The organism is Sphingopyxis sp. Soil_C_28 (assembly GCF_057657055.1).
Window position 1 is genome coordinate 609,872 of record NZ_JBDGJE010000003.1, and the last position, 12,513, is coordinate 622,384.

The following is a 12,513-nucleotide window of genomic DNA, read 5'->3' on the forward strand; positions in this document are numbered from 1 at the left end:
ATCCCTGTTTTTCTTCTATTACTCGGCAAGAACGGTCGCGCGCAGACCGTCCGGATCAGCCGGATAGGCGCCTGTCTCGTCATGCACTTCCTTGCCGGTGACCGGCGGGTTGAAGGCGCAGGCGGTCAGGATATCGGTCTCGGGGCGCACGATATGGCGGTCATTGTCGTTGAGCGCATACATCACGCCGGGCTCGAGCTTGTGAATCTCGCCGGTGGCGAGATCTTCGATGGTCCCCTTGCCCTTCAGCACGAAGACCGATTCCAGATGGTTCTGGTAATGCATCTTCAATTCGGTGCCCGCGAACATGGTGGTGATATGGAAGGAAAAGCCCATTCCATCATCCTTGAGCAGCATGCGGGCGCTGGCCCAGCCGTCCGAGCGGACATTGCGGTCGGTCTTGCGGATGTCGTTGAGGTTGCGAATGATCATATCTGTCTCCTGAGTTATTCGGCGGCGACGGCGTAATCTGCGGCCATCGCATCGCGGATCCGGGTTTCGAGAATGTCGAGGCCGACGCCGAGCGTCGCATCGTCGATGACAAGCGGCGCGAGCACCTTGATCACCTCGTCATGCGCGCCGCTGGTCTCGATGATCAGGCCGGCGTCGAAACAGGCGGCGGTGACCGTGCCGGCCAGCTCTCCCGATCCCGTGCTGATGCCGCGCATCATCCCGCGCCCGCGGGTCTCGAACCCATAGTCGGCAGCAATGCGCGCGAGGCGCGCCTCGAGCTGCGCGCCGCGGCGACGCACGTCCGCCTGAAAGGCGTCGTCGCTCCAGAAGTGGCGGAGCGCCGCGGTCGCAGTAACAAAGGCATGGTTGTTGCCGCGGAAGGTGCCATTATGCTCGCCGGGCGAGAATTGGTCGAACTCGGGGCGAAAGAGGGTGAGCGCAAAGGGCAGGCCCATGCCCGACAGCGATTTGGCCATCGTGATGATGTCAGGAGTGAACCCCATCTCCTCGAAGCTGAAAAAGCCACCGGTCCGGCCGCAGCCGGCCTGAATGTCGTCGACGATCAGCAGCGCGCCATGCGCCTTGGCGATATCGGCGATCCGGCGCAGCCACTCGGGCGACGCGGCATTGAGCCCGCCTTCGCCCTGGACGGTTTCAACAAGGATCGCCGCCGGCGCGTCGAGCCCGCTCGAGGGATCCGACAATCGCTGTTCGAGCAGGTCGGCGGTGTCGACCTCGGGTCCATAATAGCCGTCATAGGGCTCATGCGCGACATGGCTGAGCGGCACCCCGGCACCGCCGCGCTTGGCGGCGTTGCCGGTGCAGGCGAGCGCGCCAAGCGTCATGCCGTGAAAGCCGTTGGTGAAGGCGATGACCATTTCGCGGCCGGTGATCTTGCGCGCCAGCTTGATCGCGGCCTCAACCGCATTGGTCCCGGTTGGGCCAGTGAACATGATGCGATAATCGAGCCCGCGCGGGGTCAGGATGACATCCTCGAACGTCCGCAGGAACGCTTCCTTGGCGTCGGTGTGGAGGTCGAGGCCATGGGCGATGCCGTCGGCGGCGATATAATCGAGCAGCGCCTGCTTGAGCAGCGGATGGTTATGACCATAGTTAAGGGTCGAGCAGCCCGACAGGAAGTCGAGATAGCGCCCGCCTTCGCTGTCGTACATCCAGACGCCCTCGGCCTTGCCGAACTGGCGCGGCATCGAGCGGGCATAGCTTCGCACGCCGGACTCGCGGCGCTCATATATAGTCCTGTCCGGGATCGCACCGGACGGCTTCGGTTCCATAATCATCGATTTACCCCTGCGTTTTTTGAATCTTGTTGAGATCGAATGGCCCGATGCAGGCCTGATATTCGGTCGGATAAGCCCCGGCGAAATGCGCTTCGCGCTCGAACAGCGCGGTGCGTTCGAGCGGCGAATCCCAGTCGCGGGCGAGCGAGTGAAACAGCGCCCAGGACGCTTTATTGTGGTCGGTTACCGTGGTGGTCAGGCAGGTGACTCCCTGCTGCGCGCGACGGGCGAGCAGCGACTGGATCATCCGCTTCGCAAGACCCTTGCCGCGCCCCTCGGCCGCGACGGCGACCTGCCAGACGAAAAAACATGTCGGGTCGGACGGGGGACGATGTCCCGAGACCCAACCCACGATCCGGTCTCCCTGCTGCGCGACGACGCAATGGTCGGCGAAATGGGTCGACTGGATGAGATTGCAGTAGGCGGAATTGCGATCGAGCGGCGGACAACGTGAAATCAGCGCCGTGATGGCGGGACCGTCGGTCGCGACAGGCTGTCTGAACGCGATTCCGGTGGAGGAAGGTGGGGCGCCCGCTTCTTTTTCTGAAGGCAATGACTCTTCGTCCTGTTGCCGGTCAAATATTGTTCATCTCCTGAAGGATATTTTGGAGCGACCGCGTTACGACTCGCCGCTGGATGCCGTAAAATATAGCATCCGCGGCGATACATTCAACCCATGCGACGAATATACTTCGGATAATGAAATATAATTAAATGGATTGAAATGAAAAAACGGGTTTGTGCGGGCCCGCTGTGCGGCTAACAAATCCGGATGGAATCCGAGATTGCCAACGCCACTTTGAAAGCGCTTCGGCGCGTCCTGCGGGCGACCGAAGGCGGCAGCCGCAAGCTCGCCGTGGCAACCGGTCTCACGCCTTCGCAAATGCTCGTCCTTCGCGAAATCGACGCACAGTCCGAGGGCACGCCCGGCGCCATCGCGCGGCAGCTGCAGTTCAGCCAGGCGACGATCACCGCCATCGTCGATCGTCTCGTTGCCCTGAACCTCGCGGCGCGAACGCGCAGCGATCGCGACAAGCGTCAAATCCTCCTGAGCACGACCGCCGAGGGCAGCCGGCGGGTCGCCGAGGCGCCCGATATGCTGCAGGAAATCTTTACGGGTCGCTTTGGCGCCTTGCGGCCCTGGGAGCAGGCAATGATCCTCGCCAGCACCGAACGTCTGGCAGCCTTGTTGGGCGCCGGAGAGATGGACGCCGCTCCGTTACTCGACAGCGGGGCCATCGACCGGGCCGCCCATGATTGAATACCGCCCCGCGGCGGAACTGGGCGAGACCCATCTCGCTTGGCTGCAGGCGCGGCACCACTTCTGCTTTGCCGGCTATCAGGATGTCGAGCGCCTCGAATGGGGGCGGACGCGCTATATCAATCACGATCGTCTCGCCGCAGACGCCGAACTGCAGCCAAGCTCCCACTTCGCAACTGAAATGCTGGTGATTGTCGAAGATGGCGAGATTTGGATCACGAGGCATTCAGGCCGCGACTTTGCCATCGGACGGGATCGGTTTGCCTATATAGCCGCCGGCACCGGCGCTGAATTTGGGATCTCCAACCGGTCGATAAGGCCAGCGTCCTTTACCACGATCGCCTTATCGAGTGGGGCGGACGAGCGTGCTGTCTTTCGTGAGGCAGCCGCACTGTCCGCCGTGCCAGATTGGCTGGCCAGTGGCACCGGCGACGATGTCGCGCATGTCCGTCTTCGCGCCGCCGCGCGTGTCAAATGGTTGAAGTTGTCGGGCGGGCAGGCCACTGATCTGCACCTCGCCAGCGAGTTCGCCTATATCGTAGTGATGTCGGGAACGATCGACATCGCACATCATCGCATGTCGCGCCACGACGGGCTGGCGATCCGAAACGAGGCCTGTCTAACGATCACAGCGAAGACTTTGGCGAGGGTGGTGCTGATCGAAGGGTAGCACGCCGGTCTGTCCGCGATTTATCGCCTCCTCGGTTTAGAGATGATGCGATCTCTAGCAGAAGTTATTGATGTTTACGCTGAGAGAGCGCGCGCGAATCTAATGCCTCGCCGATGTCAGCTTTCCAAGTTTCTCTACCGAAAGGGGATCGTCAGCAAACGGCCAGAACCCACATCAATGATCGTGTGACGGCCCAGTCGCGGTTGTTTTCGTCAAGTCTGGGACGATGAAGGAAATGGATCTGCCGGTCAGAACCTTGTGCTCGGGGGTTGCCAGTTCGATCGTTATTTTATGGGGTCCGACCGGAAGGCCGTTCACGACGACAGCGCCATTGTCGCCGGCGTCTGCCCATCGCCAAGGCAAATCGTCAACGCTGACATGAAGATGACCTGCACGCGGCGAGACATCGACGGCGCTCGCTCCAAAAATCGGCAGGATCCGAAAATGCTTCGTGCGATAGGGGATGATGACCGCGCCCCGTGCAAGTGGACCAGCAAGCGGCGGGTCGACGAACAGCTCGGCAGGCGGTTCGTTGATTATTGGTACGAATTGCGAGGCTTCCCGCCCGGCATCCATCGATTGCGCGGCGGCGGTCGTGGCCAAGACCGAACCAAGTGCGGCAAGGAGCATGGTGCGGCTCATTGCGATTTCTCCTGCGTTCCCGTTTCGCTTGTTGATACCACCGCAGGAACGAGCAGCGGCTTGCCCTTCTCGACGATGTACGTCGCGAGTTCAGCGCCATTCGTGGCGGTGCGATTGCGCGCCATATGGCCGACACCCGCGGGAACGAAGAGAACCTGACCGGCGGTGACGGTGACCGGCGGTTGACCTTCGAGCTGATATTCGAGCGTCCCTTCGATGACGTAAATGACTTCCTCGCCGGGATGTCGATGCCATGGGGCCACCGCACCCGGGGCAATGTCGATGCGCGCCTGGACGGTTTCGCGGCCCGCGATCGACAGGTCGTGCCGCTGCAGGTCAGTACGCGTTACGCCTGAGGGTGTCGGGGTCGCAGCGGATGCCGCGCCAGCCGTGAACAGGATGGCGGCAAATAGATTTGAGATTGCGTGCTTCACCTTAAGCCTCCTTGCCGATGACCTGGTCGATTCTGGCCTGCAAACGCGGCCCGATCAGAAGGATCGCGGGAATGACGATGACATAAGCGATCGCCCAGGAACGCAGCCATGTCCCGACAAAGCCGGTCGCAAAACCGAGATTGAGCGCGAGGAGCGTGAAGGAAATAATCCCGGTTGTCACGACTCCCATCAGGAGGGCGAAGGCGATTTTCCGTTTCATTTGGATGTTCATGGTCCAGATCCTTATTCATCCGCAGCTTGGCGGCAAAAACCGCCGCGCCATGTCGTGGCGACAGGCGCGACGGTTTTGGGGTGGGTCAGACGATGTTGATGTCGACCGCGATATTGCCGCGCGTCGCCTTCGAATAGGGGCAGATCTCGTGCGCGCGGGCGGTCAGCGTTTCGGCGGTTTCGTGATCAATGCCGGGCAGGCTGACGTTGAGGCGCGCGATCAGCGAAAAGCCCCCATCGTCCAGCGCAAGATCGACTTCGGCGTCGATGGCGGCGTCAGCAGGCAGCCGCAATTTGTGTTCGGTGGCAGCCTTGCCAATCGCGCCGAGGAAGCAGGCCGACCAGCCGGCCGCGAACAGCTGTTCTGGGTTGGTGCCGGTGCGGTTCGATCCGGGCGGCGACAGCGCGATATCGAGTTCGCCGTCCGAGCTGCGCGACGCGCCGTCGCGGCCGCCGGTGGTGTGGGTTTTTCCGGTATATACGATATTCTGTGACATGATTTTACTCCTGCTAGGCTTCGGGGATCAAGCGGCCAGATATCGGGCCGCGGAGGTGCTGGTGGACAATTCGCCCGCCATGGCCTGCCGGGCCGCCTCGAAGGCGTCCCAGTGGGATTCGTCGTGAAGACTGGGGATCGTCGCAAATTCGCCGCGCGCGAGGCCGGTCAGCGCGGCATCGACGAGCTGGTCGGCCCGCATGACAATCTCGCCGGGAAGATGCTCGACGGGCGTGCCCGCGATGTCCCAGAAGTCGGTCGCCGTTGCGCCGGGCAGGACGACCTGTACATGGACCCCGGTGCCGTCGAGTTCGTGACGCAGGTTCTGGCTGAAGGCGAGGACGAAGGCCTTGGAGCCGCCATAAACGCCGTTCAGTACCTCGGGGGCGACCGCGACGATCGAGGCGATGTTGACGATCGTGCCGCGGCCGCGCGCAACAAAGGCAGGCACGACCGCATAGGTCAGGCGCATCAGCGCCTCGACATTGAGCGATACCATCGCGCTCATTGTATCGACGTCGGCGTCAAGGGCGCGAGCGGTCGAGCCGATCCCGGCATTGTTGACCAGCAAGGCGATGCTGCGGTCGTTCGCGAGCCGGGCTTCGACGAGACGAAGATCGGCGGTGTTCGTCAGGTCGGCGGGCAGCGTGTCGATCTGGCGGCCGGTGGCTTCGCGGATCGCTTGTGCCACGCGCTCGAGTTTGGTGGCGTTGCGCGCGACAAGGATCAGGTCATAGCCTTGGCGAGCCAGGCGATCGGCGTAAAGCGCGCCAATTCCACTCGACGCTCCGGTAATGAGGGCAGTGCCCTTTGCTTCGTTCATCGTTCTTCCTTTCCAACAAGGGATGGACGCCGACCGGCCGTGATGGACGGGGCGGACCAGAACGATTTAGTCGTGCGGGAAAATGCCGGTAGCGGGCGAAAGCGAGAGCGAGCCTCTCAATCGCGGCAAGGGTCGGGTCAGGGGCAGTCAAAACCCTTGCAGGCGGCGCGCAGCTGGGGCGTTGCCCAGTCGATAAAGGCGCGCACCTTAAGCGGCAGCAGCCCCTGGCGCGGATAGACGATATGCACCGGGCGCGGCTCGCTATCGCCGTCGGTAAGCACGTGGACGAGCGCTCCCGATTGGATCTGCCCCGATAGCTGATAATCGAAGAGACGCGCGACCCCGACGCCGCGAAGTGCCGCCGCGAGATTGCCCGCGGCGCTATTGACGGCAATCCGCGTCCGCGGCGCGCAGATCATGTCCTCGCCGTCGATGCGATAGGTCCAGAACATCTGCTGGGTCCCGAAGAGGATGCCATCGTGCGCGGACAATTCGCGCGGATCGGTCGGTGTGCCACGCCGCTCGAGATAGTCGGGACTGGCGCATGTGATCAGGCGAAAGTCGCCTGTCTTAACCGCATAGAGGGCACTGTCGGCCAGATGGCCGAGGCGGATGGCGACGTCGATATGTTCATCGACCATATCGGTGCGCCGGTCGGAGGCGATGAGGTTCAGGGTGACTTCGGGATATTCGGCCATAAACGACAGCGCGATCGGCATCACATGGCGCGCGCCGAATTCGACCGGCATGGTGACCGTCAGTTCGCCGCGCGGAGTGCTATATTCGCCCGATGCGCGCCGTTCCGCCGCGTCCAGGTCGGCAACGATCCGCCGCGCCGCCTCGACATAATCGCGCCCCGCATCAGTGAGCTGGATATTGCGGCTGGTGCGGACGAGGAGATTGGTCCCGAGGTGTCGTTCGAGTTCGGCGACCTTGCGGCTGACGCTGGGGAGCGGCGCATTCAGCTTACGGCTCCCCGCGGACAGGCTACCCGCGTCCACGACCGCCAGAATGACCCGCATGGCATCGAGCCTATCCATCTGCCTCCCTTTCTTGCCCGCACGCTGAATAGCGGAATTTGTCCGGCCGTCACAGCGGCAAGCGCTTGCCGCGTACGTCTCAAACAAACACCCGCCATCGGCGATCGATGACGGGTGTTTGGAGGTATCCTTGACGAAACTCAGCCCGGGGGACCAGCTAGCTTCTTGCGATATTCGGCGACGGGCATTCCGCCCCAGCCCCAATCTTCCATCTCGACTTCCTGGAAGATGACCCACGTCCATTCGGGCGGCTTTTTGAGCACGTCGAACAGAACCTGGCTCATTGCCTTATAGATAGCGGCTTTCTGCTCGGGCGTCACATGATCGACACCGGCTTCGGTGCCCTCCTTGGTGACTTGTACGGTTACGATCGGCATGATCTGTCTCCTCGCTCTCGCCGGATCAGTGGCCGGCTGACTGGCCGCCATCGACATGGAGGATTTCGCCCGTCACGAAACCGGCGCTTTCAAGATACAGCACGGCCTCGACGATGTCCGAAATATCGCCCATGCGCCCGACGGGGTGCAGCGCGGACAGGAAGTCATGGGTTTCGGGGGTGTGCATCGGCGTCTTGATCACACCCGGCGATACGGCATTCACGCGGATACCACGCGTCGCATATTCGATGGCGAGGCTTTTGCTCGCGGCGTTGATGCCACCCTTCGACAGCGAAGCGAGGACCGACGGCACCTGCGAAAGCGCATGATCGACGAGGCTCGTCGTAATGCTGACGATGTGACCGCGGCCGAGCTTTTCCATCGCCGCAATCGCAGCCTGGGTGATGTAATAGAACCCGTTGATGTTGGTCGAAACGACATCGGCATATTTCTGTGCGCTGTAATCGGTGAACGGACCGGCGAGGAAGATGCCGGCGTTATTGACCAGCGTGTCGACGCGACCGAATGTTTCGATCGCTGCGGCGATCACGCGCGGCCCGGTTTCGGGATCGCCGATGTCGCCGGCAATCGTCAGGACGTCGGGATTGTTCGAGGGCTGGATCGACCGCGACGTCGCGACGACGCGATAGTTGCGATCAAGATAGGCGCTGACGAGGGCCGCGCCGATCCCCTGTGATGCGCCGGTGATGACGACGACTTTCTTTCCATTGCTCATGATATTTGACCTTTCTTCGAATGAATGCGGGCCAAATTTCATTGGTCCGGCCGACGCATTCCGCGTCGACAGGGCCTATCTAGGGCAGGTCGTTTTCCGTGATAATCTAGATAGATTGACAGACATTATGCCGATTAACGGCATAATGACCTAGAGCTTGCTAGCGTCGAGAGCTAACCGGTTGAACGCGGCACGCAGCCGCGGCGCCGCGAAATCGATGAAGGCACGGACCTTCGGTACGGACCGGCGCCCGGCCGGAGTCAGCAGGTGCGCTGGCTGGACCGGTGGTTCGGCGTCGGCAAGCACGACCTGCAGCCGTCCCGCCTTCACTTCGTGCGCGACATGATAGGAATAGACGCGCGTCAATCCGCCACCCGCCACCGCCGACGCCACCGCTGCGCGCACGCTGTTGACGATGAGGCGGGGCGCGAAGTGAACGGTCCGTGCGGCGCCGGATTTTCCGGCGGTCGCGAAGGCCCAGGATTCCAGCCCGAAATGGGTCAGCGATATAATCTGGTGCCCGACGATATCGGCGGGCGCTTTGATCGGTGGGTGCTGCGCCAGATAATGCGGCGCCGCAACGATGACCCGGCGTACCCCGTCTCCGACCCGCGTTGCGAGCAGCGACGAGTCAGGGAGCTCCGCGACCCGCAGCGCGATATCGACCCCTTCGTCGATCAGGTTGACCGACCGGTCGACCAGAAGCAGGCGCGCCGTGACCAGCGGATAGGCATCGAGGAACTCATCGAGGATGGGGCGCAATATTTCCTCACCGCTGATTGGCGGCGCGGTGAGCGTCAGCAGCCCGCGCGGTGCCGCACGCTCGCCCCCGGCGAGCAGATCCGCCTCCTCCAGCTCGGCTAGAATGCGGCGGCACGATGCCGCATAGTGCTGGCCTGTGTCGCTAAGGCGGATGCTGCGCGTCGTGCGGTGGAGCAGTTCCGCGCCGACATGCGCCTCCAGCGACGCGATCGCGCGGCTGATCGCCGTCGGCGAACGGCGAAGGCGACGCGCTGCGCCCGCGAGGCTGCCCTCGTCGACCGCCGTCACAAATATCTTCATCGCGTCGATGCGATCCATCGCCCATCCGAATGCTGGTTTAATGTGGGGATGCTACAGGCGGCGAGTGGATCGGTCGAGCGTTGACCGTCACCCGTATAAGATCTGGCAGGCGACTGCTGTCCGACCTGTGAGTTTGAAGCGTTTCTTCCTCGGCTGTGTTGGCCGCAGGAGAACGATCATGGGAAGGTCAGAATTTGACTATTCGATACCACGTCCGGCGTGGAATGCCGGCAGGAAGGTTGGAACAAAGCGCCCACTGAAACCACGTCAGATTTGGGCCATTCGCTTTCATCTCGATCGCGAGCACCGACTTCGAGACCGGGCGCTGTTCGATCTTGCGATCGACAGCAAACTGCGGGGCTGTGATCTGGTGAAGATCAAGATCGGCGACTTGGTGACAGGTGGAGAGTTGCGAACGCGGGCAATCGTAGTTCAGCAGAAGAAGGGCCGACCAGTTCAATTCGAAATAATGTCCGACGCGCGCGGAAGCCTCTTGGCATGGCTCGAGCGGCGCGGCGGAGCGATCGAGGACTATGCGTTCCCCAGCCGTATCGACCACTCTGCCCATATGAGCACGCGGCAATATGCGCGGCTTGTTGATGAGTGGGTCACCGCGGTCGGCCTACGAAGCGAAGACTATGGAACACATTCGCTCCGGAGAACGAAGGCGTCGATTATCTACAAGGCGACTGGGAATTTGCGCGCCGTACAAATTCTTCTAGGCCACACCAAAATCGAAAACACGGTGCGATACCTCGGCGTTGATGTGGAAGATGCCCTGACGTTGGCGGAAGGCATCGAAGTCTAACGTGAAAATCTGAACATCCTGAGAGCGAGCGCTCTGAAATCCCGCGGAACGTCCGCTCTCTTTGTTTGGCCGCCAAAAGCCGCCAGTCCGCAAGCGGCCACAAGCATCCAGTCGAGCGGCCGAGGCTAAGAAGAGGCAGGTGCGCGTGGCTGCTCCACGATGAGGTTGGAACAGTCGATCATGCGGTCTGTCATTTCGTCAGTAGTGCAGCATTCTTCGCCACCGAGCCAGCTTCGAAGCATCGCGATCTGCGCCGCGGCGACGCCGGTGGCTATGATCAGTGGAGCGCCTCCTCGTGTCGACCTTTCGGCGTGCGGCAAGATCAGTTTTGCGAGCCGGCGCTGAACCACTGAGCCGGCGGTCGAACCCAATATGCCGCGCGCGGTCGCACGCCGGTCCCAGAGATGAGCGACCACCCCTTTGACATAAGATCGCGCCGCGCGGCCCGATGCGGCCGTGGAAAGAGCCAACAGGATCGGTTCCATTGCAGCAAGCAGCACATCGTGTTTGCCTCGATAATGCTCGTAGAAGGTTGCCTTGCCGACGCGGGCGGCGGCGACGAGATCGGCCACGGTGACCGCGTCGTACCGGCGTTCGGCGAGCAGCCGGACGAAAGCTTCGAGGATGGCCGCTTGTGTCCTTCTTGAGCGCGGATCTCGATGAAAGGCCAGCTGCATCATGGCAGCCTAGTGGAACACCGTTCGATGCGCCACCCTCGGGCGGATGCACATTCCGGACACTTGGCGGCATTAGTTCCGCAACCCGAATTTTTGTGTGTTTCGGACTGGCCAGCGGGGTTGGGATGCGCGAGGTTCGCCGAATAAACCCATGAACCGGAGCCATCATGTCTCAAGATCATCACGCGGTCGCGATCATTCCGACGAGCAATCTGGATCTCAGCGAAACCTTCTATCGCCGGCTCGGCTTCGAGGTGACAAGCGATTACGGATATTATCGCATTCTTGCCGATGATCGGGGATGGCGCCTGCATCTGACACATGCGCCGGGCTGGCCGCGGAACATCGAAGACAACCCGTTCGGTCTTTATCTGTACGTCGATGATGTCGATGCAGTTGCCGATCGGGTGCGCGACCTGATTATCGAGAAAGGAAGCCCAAATGCGAAGCCTTGGGGGACCTACGAGTTCGCCGTCAGCGATCCCAGCGGCCTCCTCGTAAGGATCGGACGGGTGATCGACGATCGTTGAGAATTACCGTGTTTCGATAGCCGCGATATGGAGAAAGTTTGATCAGTTGGAGGCCATGCTGATGGCGGCAGGACATCAGCTTGCATCAGTTCCCGCATCGCGGTGGCTGTTGCACAACGGATAACTGTTTCCAGATTGCGGCGCGCCATGGGTACCGGCCTTGCTCTCTGCGCGCAACTAGATCATGTCTCGCCGACACAACTGCAACCGTCGCGATTGCTAGTTCTCGTCGTCGCGCCCCTGTCGATATTAAGGTCTGCTTCTTTCGGTTTCCGTCCAAGAGCTGTCGGTCCGGAACCGGCCAGAAACAGATTGTCGCTCATCGGTTTGTTGGTTCACAAGGGTACGCCAGCGTAGTGGGGAGGGCGCAGGACTACGCTGCTAAACCCACAAATGCGCCTGAAAGCGCTGTAACTTATATTTCTACGCCTGGGTACGCGAAGGCGATTTTGCCATTGCGGTGTCGAGATCACCTACGGTATTTTACTCTGCGATAGGATTTTTGGCTCTTTTCATCGCTGCTCCGGAGTAGGGGCGCGAAGGCTGGCGAATACCGTACAAAGCTAGGGTGCTTTGGCGTAGGCTTTCGTGCGTCTGGAAAAGAATGGCTCCCCGGCGACGGTGGTGACGAGCACCTGTGGTCGGAAGACCTTGAAAAACCACAGAAACATAGGCGTACTCCAGCGAAAGTTGGTTTGGAGAGCTCCAAGCGCCCGGAACCGCAACCCCGATTATCATTGCGGGAGCGTGCAATCGATCTGGCCAAACGGAGTGGAACTGTCCGGACCAAAGATTTGGAGGCCGTCGGCGTTCCCCGGCAATATCCTCCCATGATGTGCAGGGAAGGGCTTCTTATTCGAGTTGGCTATGGTGTCTACAGAGCCGCTGCCGAGGGCAGCAGGGTGAAGGAATCACGCACCTCGCAAATGACAGGACACGACAAACCGTCCGATTTTTACTCCGAATGAGGGCTAC

18 protein-coding genes are annotated in these 12,513 nt (G+C 61.3%); 5 read left to right on the forward strand and 13 right to left on the reverse strand.

What is annotated here, in order from left to right; all coding sequences use genetic code 11:
- Positions 1 to 18 precede the first annotated feature (18 nt).
- Genes AC3A43_RS16440 through ectA form a run of 3 tightly spaced genes read right to left on the reverse strand, consistent with a single transcriptional unit; the run spans position 19 to position 2,304 of the window.
- Positions 19 to 432, reverse strand: coding sequence for an ectoine synthase (locus AC3A43_RS16440; protein WP_422062301.1), 414 nt, complete (start codon positions 430 to 432; stop codon positions 19 to 21).
- A gap of 14 nt (positions 433 to 446) precedes the next feature.
- Entirely contained in the window at positions 447 to 1,751 is a 1,305-nt protein-coding gene (gene ectB / locus AC3A43_RS16445) for a diaminobutyrate--2-oxoglutarate transaminase (protein ID WP_487793619.1), read from the reverse strand.
- A 4-nt stretch (positions 1,752 to 1,755) separates the two neighbouring features.
- Positions 1,756 to 2,304, reverse strand: a complete 549-nt coding sequence (gene ectA / locus AC3A43_RS16450; protein ID WP_487793620.1) for a diaminobutyrate acetyltransferase — start codon at positions 2,302 to 2,304, stop codon at positions 1,756 to 1,758.
- 219 nt (positions 2,305 to 2,523) lie between these two features.
- Here ectA and AC3A43_RS16455 point away from each other — a divergent pair, with 219 nt between their 5' ends.
- Positions 2,524 to 3,012 (forward strand): MarR family winged helix-turn-helix transcriptional regulator, encoded by a 489-nt coding sequence (locus tag AC3A43_RS16455; protein WP_487793621.1) that lies wholly within the window; start codon positions 2,524 to 2,526, stop codon positions 3,010 to 3,012.
- Positions 3,005 to 3,682, forward strand: coding sequence for a pirin family protein (locus AC3A43_RS16460; protein WP_487793622.1), 678 nt, complete (start codon positions 3,005 to 3,007; stop codon positions 3,680 to 3,682). The genes AC3A43_RS16455 and AC3A43_RS16460 overlap by 8 nt, the downstream gene beginning before the upstream one ends.
- Positions 3,683 to 3,856: 174 nt before the next feature.
- On the opposite strand, the gene AC3A43_RS16465 is transcribed toward AC3A43_RS16460, so the two are convergent.
- From AC3A43_RS16465 to AC3A43_RS16505, 9 genes are all read right to left on the reverse strand, one after another.
- Positions 3,857 to 4,324, reverse strand: coding sequence for a DUF6130 family protein (locus AC3A43_RS16465; protein ID WP_487793623.1), 468 nt, complete (start codon positions 4,322 to 4,324; stop codon positions 3,857 to 3,859).
- On the reverse strand, positions 4,321 to 4,758 hold the full coding sequence (locus AC3A43_RS16470; protein WP_487793624.1) for a cupin domain-containing protein: 438 nt from the start codon (positions 4,756 to 4,758) through the stop codon (positions 4,321 to 4,323). Before AC3A43_RS16470 ends, AC3A43_RS16465 begins: the two co-directional genes overlap by 4 nt.
- A gap of 1 nt (position 4,759) precedes the next feature.
- Positions 4,760 to 4,990, reverse strand: coding sequence for a DUF2798 domain-containing protein (locus AC3A43_RS16475; protein WP_487793625.1), 231 nt, complete (start codon positions 4,988 to 4,990; stop codon positions 4,760 to 4,762).
- Between the two features lie 85 nt (positions 4,991 to 5,075).
- Positions 5,076 to 5,486 (reverse strand): organic hydroperoxide resistance protein, encoded by a 411-nt coding sequence (locus tag AC3A43_RS16480; protein WP_487793626.1) that lies wholly within the window; start codon positions 5,484 to 5,486, stop codon positions 5,076 to 5,078.
- A 27-nt stretch (positions 5,487 to 5,513) separates the two neighbouring features.
- The gene (locus AC3A43_RS16485; protein ID WP_487793627.1) at positions 5,514 to 6,308 is read right to left on the reverse strand and encodes an SDR family NAD(P)-dependent oxidoreductase; all 795 of its coding nucleotides are present in this window, start codon (positions 6,306 to 6,308) and stop codon (positions 5,514 to 5,516) included.
- A 137-nt stretch (positions 6,309 to 6,445) separates the two neighbouring features.
- Complete coding sequence (locus tag AC3A43_RS16490) at positions 6,446 to 7,348, reverse strand: LysR family transcriptional regulator (RefSeq protein WP_487793628.1); 903 nt, start codon at positions 7,346 to 7,348, stop codon at positions 6,446 to 6,448.
- Positions 7,349 to 7,488: 140 nt separating this feature from the next.
- A complete protein-coding gene (locus tag AC3A43_RS16495) occupies positions 7,489 to 7,725 on the reverse strand; it encodes a tautomerase family protein (RefSeq protein ID WP_487793629.1) in 237 nt (78 codons plus the stop codon).
- Between the two features lie 25 nt (positions 7,726 to 7,750).
- Positions 7,751 to 8,461: an SDR family NAD(P)-dependent oxidoreductase gene (locus AC3A43_RS16500; protein ID WP_487793630.1), complete on the reverse strand. Its 711-nt coding sequence runs from the start codon at positions 8,459 to 8,461 to the stop codon at positions 7,751 to 7,753.
- A gap of 150 nt (positions 8,462 to 8,611) precedes the next feature.
- Positions 8,612 to 9,541, reverse strand: a complete 930-nt coding sequence (locus AC3A43_RS16505; RefSeq protein WP_487793631.1) for a LysR family transcriptional regulator — start codon at positions 9,539 to 9,541, stop codon at positions 8,612 to 8,614.
- A 160-nt stretch (positions 9,542 to 9,701) separates the two neighbouring features.
- Here AC3A43_RS16505 and AC3A43_RS16510 point away from each other — a divergent pair, with 160 nt between their 5' ends.
- On the forward strand, positions 9,702 to 10,331 hold the full coding sequence (locus AC3A43_RS16510; RefSeq protein ID WP_487793632.1) for a tyrosine-type recombinase/integrase: 630 nt from the start codon (positions 9,702 to 9,704) through the stop codon (positions 10,329 to 10,331).
- A gap of 125 nt (positions 10,332 to 10,456) precedes the next feature.
- On the opposite strand, the gene AC3A43_RS16515 is transcribed toward AC3A43_RS16510, so the two are convergent.
- Entirely contained in the window at positions 10,457 to 11,011 is a 555-nt protein-coding gene (locus AC3A43_RS16515) for a TetR/AcrR family transcriptional regulator (RefSeq protein ID WP_487793633.1), read from the reverse strand.
- A gap of 164 nt (positions 11,012 to 11,175) precedes the next feature.
- On the opposite strand from AC3A43_RS16515, the gene AC3A43_RS16520 reads away from it, so the two are divergent.
- Together AC3A43_RS16520 and AC3A43_RS16525 are read left to right on the forward strand one after the other, a co-directional pair.
- Complete coding sequence (locus tag AC3A43_RS16520; RefSeq protein ID WP_487793634.1) at positions 11,176 to 11,538, forward strand: VOC family protein; 363 nt, start codon at positions 11,176 to 11,178, stop codon at positions 11,536 to 11,538.
- Between the two features lie 737 nt (positions 11,539 to 12,275).
- The gene (locus tag AC3A43_RS16525) at positions 12,276 to 12,506 is read left to right on the forward strand and encodes a type IV toxin-antitoxin system AbiEi family antitoxin domain-containing protein (protein WP_487793789.1); all 231 of its coding nucleotides are present in this window, start codon (positions 12,276 to 12,278) and stop codon (positions 12,504 to 12,506) included.
- Positions 12,507 to 12,513 lie beyond the last annotated feature (7 nt).